The organism is Nocardioides sp. DN36, from assembly GCF_055380375.1.
Genome location: NZ_AP043823.1, coordinates 413,375 through 429,590, shown reverse-complemented (window position 1 = coordinate 429,590; position 16,216 = coordinate 413,375). Strand labels below are relative to the sequence as shown.

The following is a 16,216-nucleotide window of genomic DNA, read 5'->3' as shown; positions in this document are numbered from 1 at the left end:
GTCCTGGCCCCGTCGCGTCAGGTCACCGAGGCCGTGGCCAGCGCGGCCCGGGCGGCCTCGAGGTCACGCCGCTCGTGCGGTGGCGCCGGGCGAGCCGACCGCTCGCGCACCCGGGTGGCCTCCTCCAGCAGGGCGGCGGCGTCGGCGAGGTCCCCCCGGGCAAGGGCCAGTCGGCCCAGGCCCTCGAGCGCCGTGCCGGCCAGGGCGGGTTCGCCGGCTGCCCGGCCGGTCGCCAGCACTCCCTCGTAGCGCGTCTGCGCCGAGGACGTGTCCCCCGCCGCCTCGTCGCAGCGCGCCAAGCCGGCCAGCGCCAGTCCCTGGGGCACCGGGGTGCCGAGCGCCCCGAAGCCGAGATGCGCCTCCGTGAGCTCGCGGCGTGCCTCGTCCCAGTCCTCCCGGACCAGGGCGAGCAGGCCGTACCCGTACCCGGCGAGCACCGCCCCGGCGCCGTCCCCGATGTGCTCGGACGCCTCGCGGGCGCGATCGAGGAGCCGACGCGACGACTCGACGTGCCCGAGGTGGAGCTGGGTCACGGCGAGGTCGGCCAGGGCCCACTGCACGGTGTTGTAGAGCCCGGCGCCGGTAGCGACGTCGATCGCCTCCTCGAGCACCCGGGCGGACTCCTCGTAGCGTCCGAACTGACGCAGCCCCCAGCCGAGGTGGTAGAGGACCGCCGACAGGCCCCAGGGGTCGTCGAGCTCCCGGAAGGCCGCAGCCGTCGCCCGACCTGTCGGTACGGCAGTCTGCTGGTCGCCGGTCTTGAGCGCCGTCTCCATCCGCACGAACCCGATCACCGCCTGGCCCCAGCGGTCCGCGTCACGCACGAACTGCTCGTGCGCGCGGTGCAGCAGGGAGTCGGAACGCTCCACCTCGGCGCCGGTGACCCCCTCCACCGCCAGCAGCACGCGGGAGAGCGCCGCTCGCCACTCGTCACCGAGCTGCTCGAAGACCGTCAGGCTCTGCTCCGCCGCCTCCGCGCACCGCGGGCTGGGGTGCACCAGGCAGGCGCGCGGGCGCTCGACCAGGGAGACCGCCTGCAGTGCACGCGCCCTCGGCGCCGGGGCACCGGTGCCCGACGCCAGCAGCCGGCCGAGCACCTCGCGACCCTCCAGGTGGCGACCGAGGTGCCAGAACAGGCCGAGCGACCCGGCCATCGTGAGCGCCGAGTCGAGGTCTCCGTCGGGTCCCCCGAGCCAGGCGAGCGCGGTGCGGATGTTCGGTTGCTCCTCCCGGAGAAGCCGCAGCGCCTCGCGCTGTCCGTGTCCCCGCAGCTCGAGCTCCGCCTCCTCGGCGAGGGAACGGAAGTGGGCGGCATGACGGGCACCCAGCGTGCCCAGCTCCCCCGCGTCGGCCAACCGTTCGTGGGCGTACTGGCGCAGGGTCTCCAGCATCCGGTAGCGCGTGTGCCGACCGCGCTCGACCACCACCATCGACCGCTCGACCAACCGCCCGACTACGTCGAGCACCTGCCCCTCCGCACGTCCCTCGTCGCCGACCACCGCCTCGGCAGCGGTGAGCGTCCAGCCGCCCTGGAAGACGGCGAGCCGGTTGAAGACCCGACGTTCGTCGTCGTCGAGCAACGCGTAGCTCCAGTCAACGGTGGCGCGCAGGGTCTGCTGCCGCGCCTCGGCCGTGCGTGCACCAGTCGTCAGGAGAGCGAACCGCTGCTCGAGGCGCTCGGAGATCTCCACCGGCGACAGCGACGTGACGCGGGCGGCCGCGAGCTCGAGCGCCAGGGGCATGCCGTCGAGCGCCCGACCGATCCGGCCCACGGCCAGCAGGTCGTCGTGGTCCAGGACAGCTCCCGGCCGCACCGCGCGCATGCGCTCGACGAACAGCTGCGATGCCGGGAACTCCAGGACGCGCGGGGCCGGCGTACCTTCCGGGGCCGCATCCAGCGGACCCACGGTCACCTGCACCTCGTCGGGGACGGCCAGCGCCTCGCGGCTCGTGGCGAGCACCCTCACCTCCGGACACCGGCCCAGCACCTCGTCGACGAGGGAGGCCACCGCGTCGATGACGTGCTCGCAGTTGTCGACCAGCAGCAGGACCTGCCGGCGGGCGAGGTAGCTGATCAACCGCTCCCGGACGTCGCGGTCCGCGGCCGCGCCGTCCAGCGGTACGCCGAGCGCCTCGGACACGGCCAGCGGGACCTGCCCGGGGTCCTCGACCGGCGCCAGGCGAGCGACGAACGCGCCGTCGACGAAGCCCGGCGCCGCGCGGAGCGCGGTCGCCACGGCCAGCGAGGTCTTCCCCGCGCCTCCGGGACCGATCAGGGACAGCAGCCGAGTCCCGCCGACGAGCTCGGTCAGGGAGTCCAGCTGCACGTCCCGGCCGATCAGGGGTCGCACGACGCGGGGCAGGTTGGTCGGCGCGATCCTCCCCGCCTCGGCATCCCGGCGGTGCGCCGCCGGGACGTTGGGCGGCGCGGGAGGCAACAGATCGGGCTGTGCGCCCAGCGACGGGTCCTGGCGGAGCACGCGTTCGTGCAGGGAGCGGAGGGAGACCGACGGCTCGAGCCCCAGCGAGTCGTCGAGGACCTCGCGCGTCCGCGAGTAGACCTCGAGGGCGTCCGCCTGCCGACCGCTCCGGTAGAGCGCGACCATCAGCAGGCCGACCAGCGACTCGAGCGTGGGGTCCCGGGCGACCTGCGGCTCGAGGTCCCCGACGACGTCGAGGTGTCGACCGAGGGAGAGGGCGATCCTGGCCCGCTCGGTCAGCGCGGCCAGCCGCAGCTCGGTGAGCCGGACCGCCTCCACGGTCGCCCACTCGTCGTCGGCGAAGTCCGCCAGGGGCTCGCCGCGCCACAACGCCAGCGCCTCGTCGTACGCCGCCAGGTGGTCGGGGTCGTGCTCCTCGCCCGCAGCCGCGGCACGCGACCGTGCCTGCCGGATGCGGTCCACGAACTCGACGGCGTCGACGCTGGCCGGGTCGACGTCGGCGCGGTACCCGACTCCCTCCCGGCTCACCGCGTCCGGGGCGCCGATCGAGGCGAGGCTGCGCCGGAGCTTCGACACCCGGATCTGGAGGGCGTTCATCGGATCCACGGGCAGCGACGACTCCGACCACAGGCGGTCCACCAGCATCGTGGCGGGGATGGTGCGACCCGGTGACAGGAGCAGCTGCACGAGCAGTGCACGCTCCGCCGCGCCGGGCAGCGGCACGGACTCCGCACCCACGATGATCTCCATCGGCCCGAGCAGCCGGAAACGCACGTCCATCCGGCCTCTCCCCTCCCCACGTCCCGACCCGTTCATCGTGCCGGACTCCGTGGGGGCGGGCAACGGGCGCAGGAGGCGCGGCGTACGGCGGCGAGCGTGAGCGCGACCGCGACGCCGGTCACCGGCCAACCGAGGAGGAGCTGCCGAGCGCTGGTCGGGCCACGAGGACCGACCCGGCGGACGCGTCCACCACGAGACCGGTGTTGGCGTGGGCAGCGACGAAGACGACGGGCGGCAACGCACCGTCGACGATGCCGCGCCGACCGCCCCAGACGGCGAGAAGGGTCGGCGGCCCGGCATCGGGGCGGGTGCGTACGGGGTCGGACATGAGATCTCCGGGACGGGTCGGGACGTGGCCACCGGCCCGCGCCCAGGAGCGCAGGCCGGTGGCGGCAGGAGCAAGGTCTACGCGGCGGCGGTGCTGGGCTCCTGATCTGCTGCCGGCGCCTGCGTCGAGGGAGACCGCAACCACGCGGCGGCGAGCACCGCACCCACGGCCGCGATGGCCGCGGCGCCGAGCAGACCGGCCGTGAAGCCGTCGGTCAGGGCGACGAGGTCGCCCGCCCGGTCGGCGCCGAACGCCGCTGCGAGCGCCGTCATCGCCGCGAGACCGAGCGCGGAGCCGACCTGGTAGCTGGTGTTGACGATGCCGGCGGCCAGACCGCCCTCCTCGGGAGCTGCGGACGACAGCGCCAGGCCCAGCGACGGGATGAACGCCATCGCCATCCCGGCCGCGGTCACCAGCGTCGCGGGGAGCACGTCGACGGCGAAGCTGCCGTCCGGGCGGACGAAGGACAGCCAGACCAGCCCCGCGGCCAGCGTGGTCAGACCGGTCACCGTCATCGCCTTGGGACCGAACCTGCCGATGAGCCTCGGCGCGACCGCGACCATCCCGACCATGATGGTCACGGTGAGCGGGAGGAGTGCCGCCCCGCTGGCGAAGGCGCCGAGCCCGAGGACCTGCTGAAGGTAGAGGTTGAGGAAGAAGAACATCGGGATCCAGGCCGCACCGAGCAGGAACTGAGCGGAGTTGGCCGCGGCCAGGTTCGGGGCCCGGAAGATGCCCAGGCGCACGAGCGGCTGTCGCAGGCTGGCCTGGAGGACGACGAAGACCCCCAGCAGGAGAAGCCCACCTGCGCCGAAGACGAGCGTCGAGGCCGAGGCCCAGCCGGCCTGCGGAGCGCGCACGACGGCGAAGACGACCATCGCCAGGCCGGCTGTGACGGTCGTGGCCCCCGCGAGGTCGAGCGAACCTCGTCGGGTCATGCCCCGGGGCATCACCCGGGGTGTCAGCGCCAGCACCGCGGCGGCGAGCGGAAGGTTGATGAAGAAGACCCACGGCCAGCTGGCGTACTCCGTGAGCACGCCACCGAGGAACACGCCGGCGGTGCCGCCCGCGGGCGCGGCCGCGCCGTACAGCGCGAGCGCCTTGGTCAGCTCCTTCGGCGAGGCGCCGAAGATCGTGAACAGCAGCGTGAGTGCTGCCGGCGCGATCAGCGCGGCCCCGGCGCCCTGGACGGCGCGGCCGGCGAGCTCGACGGGGACGTTCTCGGCGAGGCCGGCAGCCAGGGAACCGATCGCGAGCGTCAGCCAGCCGAGCCCGAAGACCCGACGTGCACCGAAGAGGTCGGCCAGCCGGCCCCCCAGCAGCAGGAGGCCGCCGAACGCGACCACGTAGGCGTTGAAGACCCAGCTCAGGCCCTCCGGGGTGAACCCGAGGTCCGACTGCATCCGTGGCAGGGCGACGCCGATGATCGAGGTGTCCATGATGACCATGAACTGGGCCGCGGCGATGAGCCCGAGCGCCAGCCAGCGCCGGTTGCTGGGGCTCCCCGCGGCAGGTGGGGTGGCAGACATGGTGTGCCTTTCTCTCGTGGTGGTCAGCCGACGACGGCTGCGAGAAGGAGCCTCACGACCGGGGCTGTCCCCGCGCTGTCCCGGCTCTGTCGCCCGTGCTCGGACGTCACTGCTCGCGCTCGGCGACCGGCCTGTCGAGCACCCGCGCGACGTACGTCGTCCCCCTGAACGCGCCGAGCACGTCCACCACTGTCATCGTGCCGCTGAGCCGGACCTGGGACAGGGCGGCATCGGCCGTCACCGTCTGGACGCCCGGGACGTCACGCAGCCGCCGCGTGACCTCCCGGACGCAACGGCGACAGGCCATGCCGCCGACGAACAAGTTCATGTGTCGCATGTCTGCCGCCTCTACTCCTTGTCGCGCGATTGCTCCCCGGGCGCCAGCGTGCGAGCACCGGCTGTCCGGTCTCTGTCCGGTCGGGACAGTCGGCCGCAAGGGCCGTGGTCGAGGGTCGAGGCATCGAACCGCTCGGGACCTGATCACCCAGACACGAAGGACGTGGACGACATGGCGGCATCGCGGATCATCGAGCAGGAGTCGGGCACCTGGACCGGGCGCATCCACCCGCACAACGGCTACTACGCAGGTGACTTCTGGGGTCCTCGGCAGGACGATCGGGGCGACGACCAGCAGCAGGGCTCGTGGCGCTGAGCACCGGCCCTGTCCGACCGACGGGAGCACCCCGATGAACGACCGACCCGAGCACCGCCGCGTCCTGCAGATGCGCCTCGTGGTGGAGGCCGAGGACTATGACGAGGCGGTCGCGTTCTACCGCGACCTGCTGGGCGCTGGCGAGGAGCTGCAGGTGCACGGGGACGACGGGGAGAAGGTCACGATCCTCGACGTCGGCCGGGCGACGCTCGAGATCTCCAACCCCGCCCAGGTCGAGATGATCGACCGCGTCGAGGTCGGGCGTCGGGTGAGTCCACGACTGCGTGTGGCCTTCGAGGTCGCCGACGCGGAGGCGGTCACCCGGCAGCTGGTCGGCGGCGGCGCCGAGCTCGTCGCCGGGCCCACGCGGACACCGTGGGACTCGCTCAACGCGAGGCTGGAGGCGCCGGCGGGACTTCAGCTCACGATCTTCGAGGAGCTGTCGGTCGGTTCGGGCGGCTGAGGCTGGGACAGCACGTCACGACGGCTGCGGTACTCGACCTCGTCGATCTCACCGCGGGCGAACCGCTCGTCCAGGATCTCCGTCGCCGACCCGCGTCGTGGGGCACGAAGCGGGGCCGCACCGACACCGCGGAACCTCGCACCGCCTCGGTTCCGAGCCGGGCCCGCTGACCTGTCGACGGCGTCCGCGGACCGCGGGTATGGCACGTACTCCAGGAACGTGCGCGATCCCCGTTAGGACCCCTCCACAACGGGCACGGGGCGAGGGTCGGCAGCAGCGAAGCAGTCGACAGGAGAGGGAGAACATCATGAAGCAATCACGCATTTCTCGGGGCGGGTTGGTCACCCTGCTGGCAGGCCTCCTCACGATGGCGATGATCGCCGTCGGACCGGTGGGCCAGGCGAGCGCGGAGGGCGCGCGCACCAGCAGCAGCTCGGCGAAGCCGGTGCTGAGCTCGGACTACGGCAAGGCCGTCTCGCGCGTGGCAGGCACCTTCGGCAAGCACGGGACGGTGACGGGCACGTTCACCCCGAAGCGGTTCAAGGTCGGCAACGCCGGCAACCTCCGGGTGATCGGCAAGCTGCGGGCCACCATGACGCGCGGCAACGGACACGTCGTCGGGACGACGACGCAGAAGGTCAACCTCCCGGTGAAGAAGGCGGAGGGACAGTCCCTCCGCTCTGCTGCCGCGGGCAGCTGCGACATCCTGAACCTGGTGCTCGGCCCCCTGGACCTCGACCTGCTGGGGCTCCAGGTGCACCTGGACAAGGTGGTCCTGAACATCATCGTGGCGTCGGGCGCGGGGAACCTGCTCGGCAACCTCCTGTGCGCGGTGGCGGGGCTGCTGGACCAGAACGGGGTGCTGACCCAGGTCTCGCAGATCCTCAACTCGATCCTCGCGATCCTGAGGCTGTGACCCGGCTCCTGACCCGAGCCTGACCGGCACCATGACGGCCCCTCCACCCGATCGGGCGGAGGGGCCGTCCTCTGTCGTCACACGCGGCGACCGATCTCGACCGCCGGTCAGGGTGCCCGACTGGTGAGGATCCGCGCCCGGAGCCGGTGCAGCCGCGGCATCAGGCCGTAGATCACGATCGGCACCGCGACGGTCGCGAGGACGAACGTGCGCAGCACCGCGCCGGCGTCGGCCAGCCACGGCCCGATCGTCAGGTTGAGGACGGTGAGGGTCGGGAAGACCGCGATCCAGATCATCAGCGCCAGCTGGTGCTTGGTCGGCGGAGGGACGGGGTTCGCGCGCAGGGCGGCGTGGTTCTCGGGCATGACGGGACTCCTGGGGGTGGGGCGGACGGGATGAGGGATCGGGAGGTGGGTCGGGCTGGTCAGAGCGGCAGGCCCGAGCGGAAGTCGTCGACGGCGGTCGACGCGTCCTCCTCGACGAGGTCGTTGTTGACGGCGATGGCCGCGGCGGACCCCTCGCCGGCAGCGGTGACGACCTGGGCGCGGGGGTTGACCGCGTTGCCGGCGGCCCAGACGCCCGGGACGCTGGTGCGGCCCGTGCCGTCGACCACGACCCAGCCCTGGTCGTCGACGGCGCAGCCCACCCCGGTCAGCAGGGCGTCGTTGGGCACGAAGCGGGGCCGCACGAACACCGCGGCCCGGGGCACGACCTGGCCCGACTCGAGCTCGACGCCGGTGAGCCGGTCGCCCTCGACGACGAGGCGGGCCACGGGGCCGTCGACGACCCCCACGGCGCGGGCGACGAGCCCCTCGCGCTCCTCGGCCGTCACGGGCAGCCCGTTGGTGAAGAGGACGACGTCGTGGGACCACTGCCGGACGAGGTGGGCGTGGGCGAGGGACTCGGGGGTTCCTCCGAGGACGCCGAGCGGCTGGTCGCGGACCTCGTAGCCGTGGCAGTAGGGGCAGTGCAGCAGGTCGCGGCCCCAGCGCTCGCGCACCCCGGGGACGGCGGGCAGGTCGTCGCGCAGCCCCGTGGTGACGAGGACCCGGCGGGTGCGCAGCGACAGCCCGTCCTCGAGGGCGACGTCGAAGCGCGGGCGGCCCCCGGCCGCGGACGCCGCGCAGGCGGTGACGCCCGCGACCGTGCCGGTGACCAGGTGGCCGCCGTACCCGCGGACCTCCTCCCGGCCGGCGGCCAGCAGCTCGGAGGGCGGGAGGCCGTCGGAGCCGAGGAAGCCCTGCATGTGCGCGGCGGGGGCGTTGCGCGGCTGTCCAGCGTCGACCACGGCGACCCGGCGGCGGGCGCGGGTCAGGACCAGGGCGGCGGACAGGCCGGCGGCGCCCCCGCCGATGACCACGACGTCGTACTCGTTCATGTCGTCCAGCCTCCTCGTCGCCGGACCCGGCGACAACGTCTGTTGCTGTTTCCGGGAATCCCGGGTGCAATGGCCCGGTGACGATCGCGGCGGCCCTGGACCTGGTCGGCCCGCGGCTGCGGCGGGTGCGCGAGCAGCGGGGACTGACCCTGACCGAGGCGGCCGAGCGGACGGGCATCTCGAAGAGCACGCTGTCGCGGCTGGAGACCGGGCAGCGGCGACCCAGCCTGGAGCTGCTGCTGCCCTTGTCGCAGGTCTACCGGGTGCCGATCGACGACCTGGTCGGGGCCCCGGAGGTGGGCGACCCCCGGATCCGGCTCAAGCCACGCCGGGTCAACGGCCGCACGGTGCTGCCACTGACCCGGCCGGGCGGCGTGCAGGCGTGGAAGATCGTCATCCCGGCGTCGCAGACGACGCCGAGCCCGCGCACGCACGACGGGTTCGAGTGGCTCTACGTCCTGGCCGGGCGGATGCGGCTCGTCCTCGGAGAGCAGGACCTGGTCCTGGGCGTGGGCGAGGCGGCGGAGTTCGACACCCAGGTGCCGCACTGGTTCGGCAGCACCGGCGACGGCCCCGCTGAGGTGCTGAGCATCTTCGGACGCCCCGGCGAGCGCATGCACGTGCTGGCGCAGCCGCCGCACGGCTGATCGTGCCGACGGCCCCCGGGCACAGGTGCCGGGGGCCGTCGGTGGTCGGAGCTCAGCGACCGACAAGTCCTTCGGTCCCGGGGAGGACCGGCACTGCGTCGTACGACGGCTCCGGCGCCGGCGCCTCGCTGCCCGAACCCTCGACGCTGAGGTGGGGAAGGACCCGGTCCAGCCATGCGGGCAGCCACCAGTTCGCCTTGCCCAGCAGGGCCATGGTCGCGGGCACCAGCACCATCCGGACGACGGTGGCGTCGATCAGGATCGCGGTGGCGAGCCCGAGCCCGAGCATCTTCAGCGACGGCACCGGGCTGGCGACGAAGCTCAGGAAGACGACGACCATGATCAGCGCGGCCGAGGTGATGACGCGTCCCGTCCCGGCCAGCCCCCGGGCGACCGACTCGGCGTTGTCACCGGTCCGTGCGAACTCCTCGCGGATCCTGGACAGCAGGAACACCTCGTAGTCCATGGAGAGCCCGAACAGGATCGGGAACATGATCACGATGATCAGCGAGGTGATCGGCGTCGGCCCCTCGAGCCCGATCAGGCTGCTCCCCCAGCCCCACTGGAAGACGGCGACCAGGACGCCGTAGGCGCCACCGATGGAGAGCAGGTTCATCACGGCCGCCTTCAGCGGGACCACCACGGACCGGAAGACCAGCATCAGGAGCAGGAACGACACGGCGATCACGGTGCCCACGAACAGCGGCAGGGTGCTGGTGAGCTGGTTGTTCAGGTCGTCGGTGACCGCCGTGATCCCGGTGACGTAGACGTTGCCGGGGATCCGGTCCCGGACCTGGTCGATGGTCGCCGAGGTCTCGGGGTCTGCCGGGCCGGTGGTCGGGACGGCGCTGAACACCGCGGTGTCGCCGTCCGCGGAGAGCCGCGGCTCGCTCACGGAGACGATGCCGGGGGTCGCGGCGACGTCCCCGGTGAGCGCGGGCAGCTCGGGCGCGTCGACTCCGGGGGCGGAGAGGTCGACGACCACCGTCAGCGGCCCGTTGAACCCGGTGCCGAAGCCCTTCGCGAGCAGGTCGTAGGCCTGCCGGTGGGTCGTCGACCTCGGGGCGTCGCCCGCGGCCGGGAAGGCGGTCTGGATCCACAGGGACGGGGTCGCGACCGCGACCAGCACGACGACCGCGCCCAGCAAGTAGGGCCACGGGCGGCCGGCGACGCGGTGGGCGTGACGCCACCAGGCGCTGTCCTGGCTGCGTCGTGCGGCGCCTGCCGGGCGGTGGCGACGCACCAGCCGGCCGCTGTCGATCCGGTCGCCGAGGAGCCCGAGCAGGGCCGGCAGCAGGGTGACGGCCGCGGCGACCGCGAACAGCACCATCAGCGCGGTCGACAGCCCGATCGAGGTCAGGATCCCGAGCCCGGTGATGGCGAGCGCGGCGGTCGCGACCACGACGGTGCCGCCCGCGAAGACGACGGCAGCTCCCGACGTGCCCATCGCGCCGGCCAGGGCCCGGTCGTTGTCCTGACCCGCGGCCCGGTTCTCCCGGTAGCGGGCCACGACGAACAGGGCGTAGTCGATGCCGACCCCGAGGCCGACCAGGCCGGCGACCGGCACGGCGGACACCGACACGTCCATCGACCCGGCCAGCAGGGTGATGCCGCCGATCCCGGCACCGACCGCGACGATCGAGAGGCCGATCGGGACGAGCGCGGAGACGAGCGTGCCGAAGACGACGAGCAGCACGAGCAGCGCGACCAGCAGCCCGACGCCCACGTGGCCCGAGCTGTCGTCCTCGGCGTTGAGGAAGACGGCGTCGCCACCGAGCTCGACCCGGACCCCGTCGACGTGCGACCCCGAGACGGCCCGGGAGAGGACAGTGAAGGCGGGCTTGCCCATCTGCCGCTCGGGCTCGTCGAGCGTGAGCTCGGCGTACGCGATCCGGCCGTCCTGCGAGACCGTGCCGGCGGCGAACGGGTCGGCCACCGACCCGACGTGCTCGAACGTGCCGACCTCGGTCAGCAGCTTCTCGATGTCGGCCCGGTGGCTGGCGAGGCCGTCGTCGGCCTCCAGGACGACCAGCGCCTTGCCCTTCGCCGCGTCGGGGAAGTTCTTGTCGAGCAGCTGCATGGCGCGCTCGCTCTGGCTGCCGGGAGTGGCGAAGTCGTCGACGAACGTGCCGCCTCCGCTGCCGGCCACGAAGACGACCGCCACCAGGATGAGGGACCAGCTCGCGATCGTGCGCCACGGGCGCCTCGCGCTGGCCATTGCGATGCCACGGGTGAACCTGTCCATGATCGTGCCTCTCGGGAGTCCGGGGGTGGTGCTCATGGACGGAAGCTAGGAACCGATGTGGTGAGCGGGTATCACCACACGTGGTGAATCACGTGGTGATCCTGCTCCCGCACGTCCGGACGGACTAGCGTTGGTGGCCCGTGGCCCGGCGCCGGGCCTCTGTTGACGCGCCACAGGAGTCGGGGATGCCCACCCCACTGCTCGAGACCAAGCTGTTCCTCCCCCGGCCACGGCGAGGTCTCGTGCCCCGCCCGCGGCTGCTCGGGCGACTGCAGCAGGGGCTCGCCGCGAGGCTGGTGCTGGTGTCCGCGCCGGCCGGGTTCGGCAAGACGACGCTGCTCGTCGACTGGGTGGCCGGCGTCCCCGCGCCCGCCGGCCGGAAGACCTCCAGCGCCTGGCTCTCGCTCGACGCGGGCGACAACGACCCGGCGACCTTCTGGACCTACCTCATCGCCGCGCTGCGCACCGTGGAGCCCGACGTCGGCGCGGACGCACTGGGGCTGCTGCAGGGACCGCAGCCGCCGGCGGCCCGGCTCGTGCTCACCGCGCTGCTCAACGACCTCGGCCCCGCGGGGGCGGACGTCGTGCTGGTGCTCGACGACTACCACGTCATCGACTCCCCCGAGGTGCAGGAGGGCATGCAGTTCCTGCTCGAGCACCTCCCCGACCGCCTGCACCTCGTCATCGCCAGCCGCACCGACCCGGCCCTGCCGCTCCCCCGGCTGCGGGCGCGTGGCGACCTGGTCGAGATCCGCGCCGCCGACCTGCGGTTCACCGCTGACGAGGCGGCCTCCTACCTCAACGACGCCATGGGCCTGCGGCTGACGTCGTACGACGTGGACGCGCTGGAGGAGCGCACCGAGGGCTGGATCGCCGCCCTGCAGCTCGCCGCGCTCTCGATGGCCGGACGGGACGACGTCGCCTCCTTCATCGCCGGGTTCGCGGGCGATGACCGCTACGTCGTGGACTACCTCGTCGAGGAGGTCCTGCAGCGGCTGCCGGAGGACGTCCGCTCGTTCCTGCTGCAGACCTCCGTCCTCGACCGGATGAACGGCTCGCTGTGCGACGCGGTCACCGGACGTGACGGAGGCCGGGCCGTGCTGGAGGCACTCGACCGGGACAACCTGTTCCTCGTCCCGCTCGACGACCGGCGCCAGTGGTACCGCTACCACCACCTGTTCGCCGACGTCCTGCGCGCGCGGCTCCTCGACGAGCAGCCCGAGCGCGTCGGCGCGCTGCACCGGCTGGCCGGCGACTGGTTCGAGCGGCACGGCGACCGCACCGCAGCGATCCGGCACGCGATGGCCGGCCACGACTTCGAGCGTGCCGCCGCCCTGATCGAGCTGGAGATCCCCGCGATGCGCCGGGACCGCCGGGAGGCGACGATGCGCAGCTGGCTCGAGGCGCTGCCCGGCGAGGTGCTGCGCAGCCGGCCGGTCCTGTGCAACAGCCTGGGCGGTGCGCGGATGTCGACCGGCTCCTTCGAGGGGGTCGAGGAGCTGCTCGACGCGGCCGAGCGGTGGCTCACCGACGACCCGGACGACCCGCTGCCCGGCGCGGTCGTCGTGGACCGCGACGAGCTCCGCCGCCTGCCCGCCGAGATCGCCTTCCACCGGGCCGGGCTGGCCCTGGTGCGTGGCGACGTCGACGCAACGGTGGAGCACGCCCGGCGCGCGCTCGACCTCGCCCTGGAGGACGACCACCTGGCCCGGGGCGCCGCCTCGGCCCTGATCGGGCTGGCGGCGTGGTCCGTCGGCGACCTGGCGGTGGCCCACGACTCGTACGCCGTCTCCCTCGTCGAGCTCGAGGCGGCCGACCACGTCTCCGACGTGCTCGGCGCCTCCATCGCGCTCGCCGACATCCGGCTGGCCCAGGGGCGGTTGCGCGCCGCGCTCCGCACCTACGAGGAGGGGCTGGAGCTGGCCTCCCGTCCCGGCGACCGCGTCCTGCGTGGGACCGCGGACATGCACGTGGGACTGGCCGCCCTCCACCGCGAGCTCGGTGACCTGTCCGCCGCCCGGCGCGAGCTGAGCCGGAGCCGCGAGCTGGGCGAGCAGGCGGCGCTGCCGCAGAACGCCTACCGCTGGCGCGTGGTCATGGCCCAGGTCTGCGAGGCGGAGGGCGACCCGGAGGCCGCCAGCGGGCTCCTCGACGAGGCGGAGCGCGTCTACGTCGGCGACTTCTCCCCCGAGGTGCGGCCCGTCGCCGCCGTGCGAGCACGGCTCTGGGTGCGTCGGGGACGCGTGGACGCCGCACGAGCGTGGGTCGACCGCCGGGGCCTGTCGGTGACCGACGACCTCGGCTACCTGCGCGAGCTGGAGCACCTCACCCTGGCGCGGGTGCTCGTGGCCGAGCACCCGCTGACGGGGAACGACGGGACCCTCGACCAGGCGCTCGACCTGCTCGCCCGCCTGCTGCGGGCGGCGCAGGACGGGGGCCGGAACGGCTCGGTGATCGAGATCCGCGTGGTGCAGGCGCTGGCCCACCAGCGGCGCGGCGAGACGGCCAGGGCGCTGGCGGCGCTCGAGGCCGCCCTGGTGCTGGCCGGGCCGGAGGGACACACCCGGACGTTCCTCGACGAGGGCGAGCCCATGACGGTCCTGCTGGCCGCGGCGGCCGACCGTGGGATCGCGGCGGCGTACGTCGGCAGGCTGCGAGCCGCCCTCGGGGTGGCTCCGAGCCACGCGGCCGTCGCGCCGGGGCTGGTCGAGCCGCTCAGCAGCCGGGAGCGGGACGTGCTCAGGCTCCTTGGCACCGACCTCAACGGCCCCGAGATCGCGCGTGAGCTCGTGGTGTCGCTGAACACGGTGCGCACACACACCCGCAACGTGTACCTGAAGCTGGGCGTCAACAATCGCCGGGCCGCGCTGCGCCGGGCCCGCGAGCTCGACCTGCTGTAGCGGCACCGGTCGCCGGTCTCACCACCTCGTTCACCACCTGTGGTGACGTCAGCTCACCACATCGCCTCCTAGCGTGCGGGGCATGAGCAGAAGCCACGCGACTCCCCCGGACGACGACTGGTACACGATCCGCGTCCAGGGCCGCCTCGACCCGAGGTGGAGCCCGTGGTTCGACGGGCTGGCGCTCAGCGACGGCGAGGACGGCACCACCCTGATCCAGGGGTGGGTGGCCGACCAGGCCGCGCTGCACGGGCTGTTGACGCGGGTCCGCGACACGGGCCTGCCGCTGGTGTCCGTCGCCCGCGGAGCCGGAGGATCGTCCCGATGACCTCCACGACCTTCTTCGAGACCCCGCGGCTGCGGGCCCGCCCGTTCGCCAGCGCGGACGTCGAGGCGTTCGTGGCCTACCGCGCGGATCCCGACGTCGCCCGCTACCAGAGCTGGAGCGAATTCACGCGCGAGCGCGGGGAGGCATTCGTCGAGTCCCTGCGTGGAGCCGAGCCGGGCGTGCCCGGCGAGTGGTTCCAGATCGCGCTCGAGGCACGGTCCGACGGCGTGCTCGTCGGCGACCTCGCGTTCCGGGTGGACGCCGACGAGCCGCGGCAGGCCGAGGTGGGCTTCACGCTCGCGCCGGCCCAGCAGGGGAAGGGCTACGCCACCGAGGCCCTCGAGGCGTTCCTCGGTTACGCGTTCGACACGTTCGGCCTGCACCGGGTCGTCGCCGTCACCGACGCCCTGAACGCGCCCGCCGCCGCCCTGCTCGAGCGGGTGGGCATGCGCCGCGAGGCGCACTTCGTCGAGAACGTCTTCTTCAAGGGCGCGTGGGGCAGCGAGCTGCTCTTCGCGGTCCTCGATCGCGAGTGGTCGGCCCGGGCGTGACCGGCCCCCCTGCCCGACTACGCGGGCCATCCCTGAGGGATGAGTCGCGCCCTGCCACCGAGACCTACGCTGACGGTGACCGAGTGCGGGCGTGGTTCGAGGTCGGAGACACCTCCGCAGAGGGGATGGGTCCGATGAGCAAGAAGTCCAAGCAGTCCAAGAAGAAGAAGACCGGGTCGACGGGCTCGGTGATGGCCGCGGGGGACGCACCCGCCAAGAGGCCGAAGATGAAGAGGAAGGCCTACGAGAAGGAGATGCGCCGCCTGCAGGGCGAGCTCGTGGCCATGCAGGAGTGGGTCAAGTCCTCCGGCGCCAAGCTCTGCATCGTCTTCGAGGGGCTGGACTCGGCGGGCAAGGGGGGCACGATCCGGCGGATCACCGAGCGGACCAGCCCACGGGTGTTCAAGCACATCGCGCTGCCCACCCCGACCGAGCGCGAGAAGTCACAGCTGTACATCCAGCGCTACATCGCCCACTTCCCCGCGGGCGGTGAGGTCGCCATCTTCGACCGCAGCTGGTACAACCGCAGCGGCGTCGAGCCGGTCATGGGCTACTGCACCCAGGAGGAGTGCGACAAGTTCCTCGAGCAGGCGCCCGCGGTCGAGAAGGCGATGGTCGAGCACGGCATCATCCTGATCAAGTACTGGCTCAACGTCAGCGTCGACGAGCAGACCCGGCGCCTCGAGAGCCGGATCGAGGACCCTCGCAAGGTCTGGAAGCTCTCCCCCACCGACCTGAAGTCCTACCGGCGGCACTACGACTACTGCCGGGCCCGGGACGCGATGCTGGCCGCCACCGACACGGCCTGGGCGCCGTGGTTCGTCGTGGACAACAACGACAAGCGACGTGGCCGCCTCAACATCATCACCCACCTGCTGAGCCAGGTCCCCTACGAGCCGATGCCGCCCCTGGACGCCACGATGCCCAGGAAGCCGAGCCCCCGCGGGTACGTGCCGCGCGACCTGTCCCTGCACCGCATCCCCACCCCCTTCTAGGCACGGCGCCCTGCCAGGGACGGCACTGCCGGAAGCACGCGGACGACGACCGAGAGGAGTCGC

Annotated in this window: 16 protein-coding genes; 8 read left to right on the top strand and 8 right to left on the bottom strand. The window is 73.1% G+C overall.

All coding sequences use genetic code 11. The features are described 5' to 3' along the window. Positions 1-17 precede the first annotated feature (17 nt). From ACZ43H_RS02985 to ACZ43H_RS02970, 4 genes are all read right to left on the bottom strand, one after another. Complete coding sequence (locus ACZ43H_RS02985; RefSeq protein ID WP_464587630.1) at positions 18-3,221, bottom strand: AfsR/SARP family transcriptional regulator; 3,204 nt, start codon at positions 3,219-3,221, stop codon at positions 18-20. Between the two features lie 118 nt (positions 3,222-3,339). Next, complete coding sequence (locus ACZ43H_RS02980) at positions 3,340-3,549, bottom strand: hypothetical protein (protein ID WP_464587628.1); 210 nt, start codon at positions 3,547-3,549, stop codon at positions 3,340-3,342. A gap of 77 nt (positions 3,550-3,626) precedes the next feature. After that, entirely contained in the window at positions 3,627-5,078 is a 1,452-nt protein-coding gene (locus tag ACZ43H_RS02975) for an MFS transporter (protein ID WP_464587626.1), read from the bottom strand. Between the two features lie 106 nt (positions 5,079-5,184). Further along, positions 5,185-5,415: a heavy-metal-associated domain-containing protein gene (locus ACZ43H_RS02970; RefSeq protein ID WP_464587624.1), complete on the bottom strand. Its 231-nt coding sequence runs from the start codon at positions 5,413-5,415 to the stop codon at positions 5,185-5,187. 162 nt (positions 5,416-5,577) lie between these two features. On the opposite strand from ACZ43H_RS02970, the gene ACZ43H_RS02965 reads away from it, so the two are divergent. Then, positions 5,578-5,730 (top strand): hypothetical protein, encoded by a 153-nt coding sequence (locus ACZ43H_RS02965; protein ID WP_464587623.1) that lies wholly within the window; start codon positions 5,578-5,580, stop codon positions 5,728-5,730. Between the two features lie 34 nt (positions 5,731-5,764). After that, a complete protein-coding gene (locus tag ACZ43H_RS02960) occupies positions 5,765-6,193 on the top strand; it encodes a VOC family protein (protein WP_464587621.1) in 429 nt (142 codons plus the stop codon). Here ACZ43H_RS02960 and ACZ43H_RS02955 read toward each other — a convergent pair. After that, positions 6,148-6,399, bottom strand: a complete 252-nt coding sequence (locus ACZ43H_RS02955; protein WP_464587620.1) for an SHOCT domain-containing protein — start codon at positions 6,397-6,399, stop codon at positions 6,148-6,150. The genes ACZ43H_RS02960 and ACZ43H_RS02955 overlap by 46 nt on opposite strands. 101 nt (positions 6,400-6,500) lie before the next feature. On the opposite strand from ACZ43H_RS02955, the gene ACZ43H_RS02950 reads away from it, so the two are divergent. Next, positions 6,501-7,109: a hypothetical protein gene (locus ACZ43H_RS02950; protein ID WP_464587618.1), complete on the top strand. Its 609-nt coding sequence runs from the start codon at positions 6,501-6,503 to the stop codon at positions 7,107-7,109. A 107-nt stretch (positions 7,110-7,216) separates the two neighbouring features. On the opposite strand, the gene ACZ43H_RS02945 is transcribed toward ACZ43H_RS02950, so the two are convergent. Further along, complete coding sequence (locus ACZ43H_RS02945) at positions 7,217-7,474, bottom strand: putative antibiotic biosynthesis monooxygenase (protein ID WP_464587616.1); 258 nt, start codon at positions 7,472-7,474, stop codon at positions 7,217-7,219. A gap of 59 nt (positions 7,475-7,533) precedes the next feature. Further along, complete coding sequence (locus ACZ43H_RS02940) at positions 7,534-8,487, bottom strand: NAD(P)/FAD-dependent oxidoreductase (RefSeq protein WP_464587614.1); 954 nt, start codon at positions 8,485-8,487, stop codon at positions 7,534-7,536. 77 nt (positions 8,488-8,564) lie between these two features. Between ACZ43H_RS02940 and ACZ43H_RS02935 the strand changes: the two genes are divergently transcribed. Next, on the top strand, positions 8,565-9,134 hold the full coding sequence (locus tag ACZ43H_RS02935) for a helix-turn-helix domain-containing protein (RefSeq protein ID WP_464587612.1): 570 nt from the start codon (positions 8,565-8,567) through the stop codon (positions 9,132-9,134). A 52-nt stretch (positions 9,135-9,186) separates the two neighbouring features. On the opposite strand, the gene ACZ43H_RS02930 is transcribed toward ACZ43H_RS02935, so the two are convergent. Then, a complete protein-coding gene (locus ACZ43H_RS02930) occupies positions 9,187-11,415 on the bottom strand; it encodes an MMPL family transporter (protein WP_464587610.1) in 2,229 nt (742 codons plus the stop codon). A 149-nt stretch (positions 11,416-11,564) separates the two neighbouring features. Between ACZ43H_RS02930 and ACZ43H_RS02925 the strand changes: the two genes are divergently transcribed. From ACZ43H_RS02925 to ppk2, 4 genes are all read left to right on the top strand, one after another. Next, positions 11,565-14,279: a LuxR C-terminal-related transcriptional regulator gene (locus ACZ43H_RS02925; RefSeq protein ID WP_464587609.1), complete on the top strand. Its 2,715-nt coding sequence runs from the start codon at positions 11,565-11,567 to the stop codon at positions 14,277-14,279. An 82-nt stretch (positions 14,280-14,361) separates the two neighbouring features. After that, a complete protein-coding gene (locus ACZ43H_RS02920; RefSeq protein WP_464587607.1) occupies positions 14,362-14,607 on the top strand; it encodes a hypothetical protein in 246 nt (81 codons plus the stop codon). Beyond that, a complete protein-coding gene (locus ACZ43H_RS02915; protein ID WP_464587606.1) occupies positions 14,604-15,158 on the top strand; it encodes a GNAT family N-acetyltransferase in 555 nt (184 codons plus the stop codon). Before ACZ43H_RS02920 ends, ACZ43H_RS02915 begins: the two co-directional genes overlap by 4 nt. Before the next feature lie 134 nt (positions 15,159-15,292). Then, positions 15,293-16,153, top strand: a complete 861-nt coding sequence (ppk2, locus tag ACZ43H_RS02910; protein WP_464587604.1) for a polyphosphate kinase 2 — start codon at positions 15,293-15,295, stop codon at positions 16,151-16,153. The last annotated feature ends 63 nt before the right edge of the window (positions 16,154-16,216 follow it).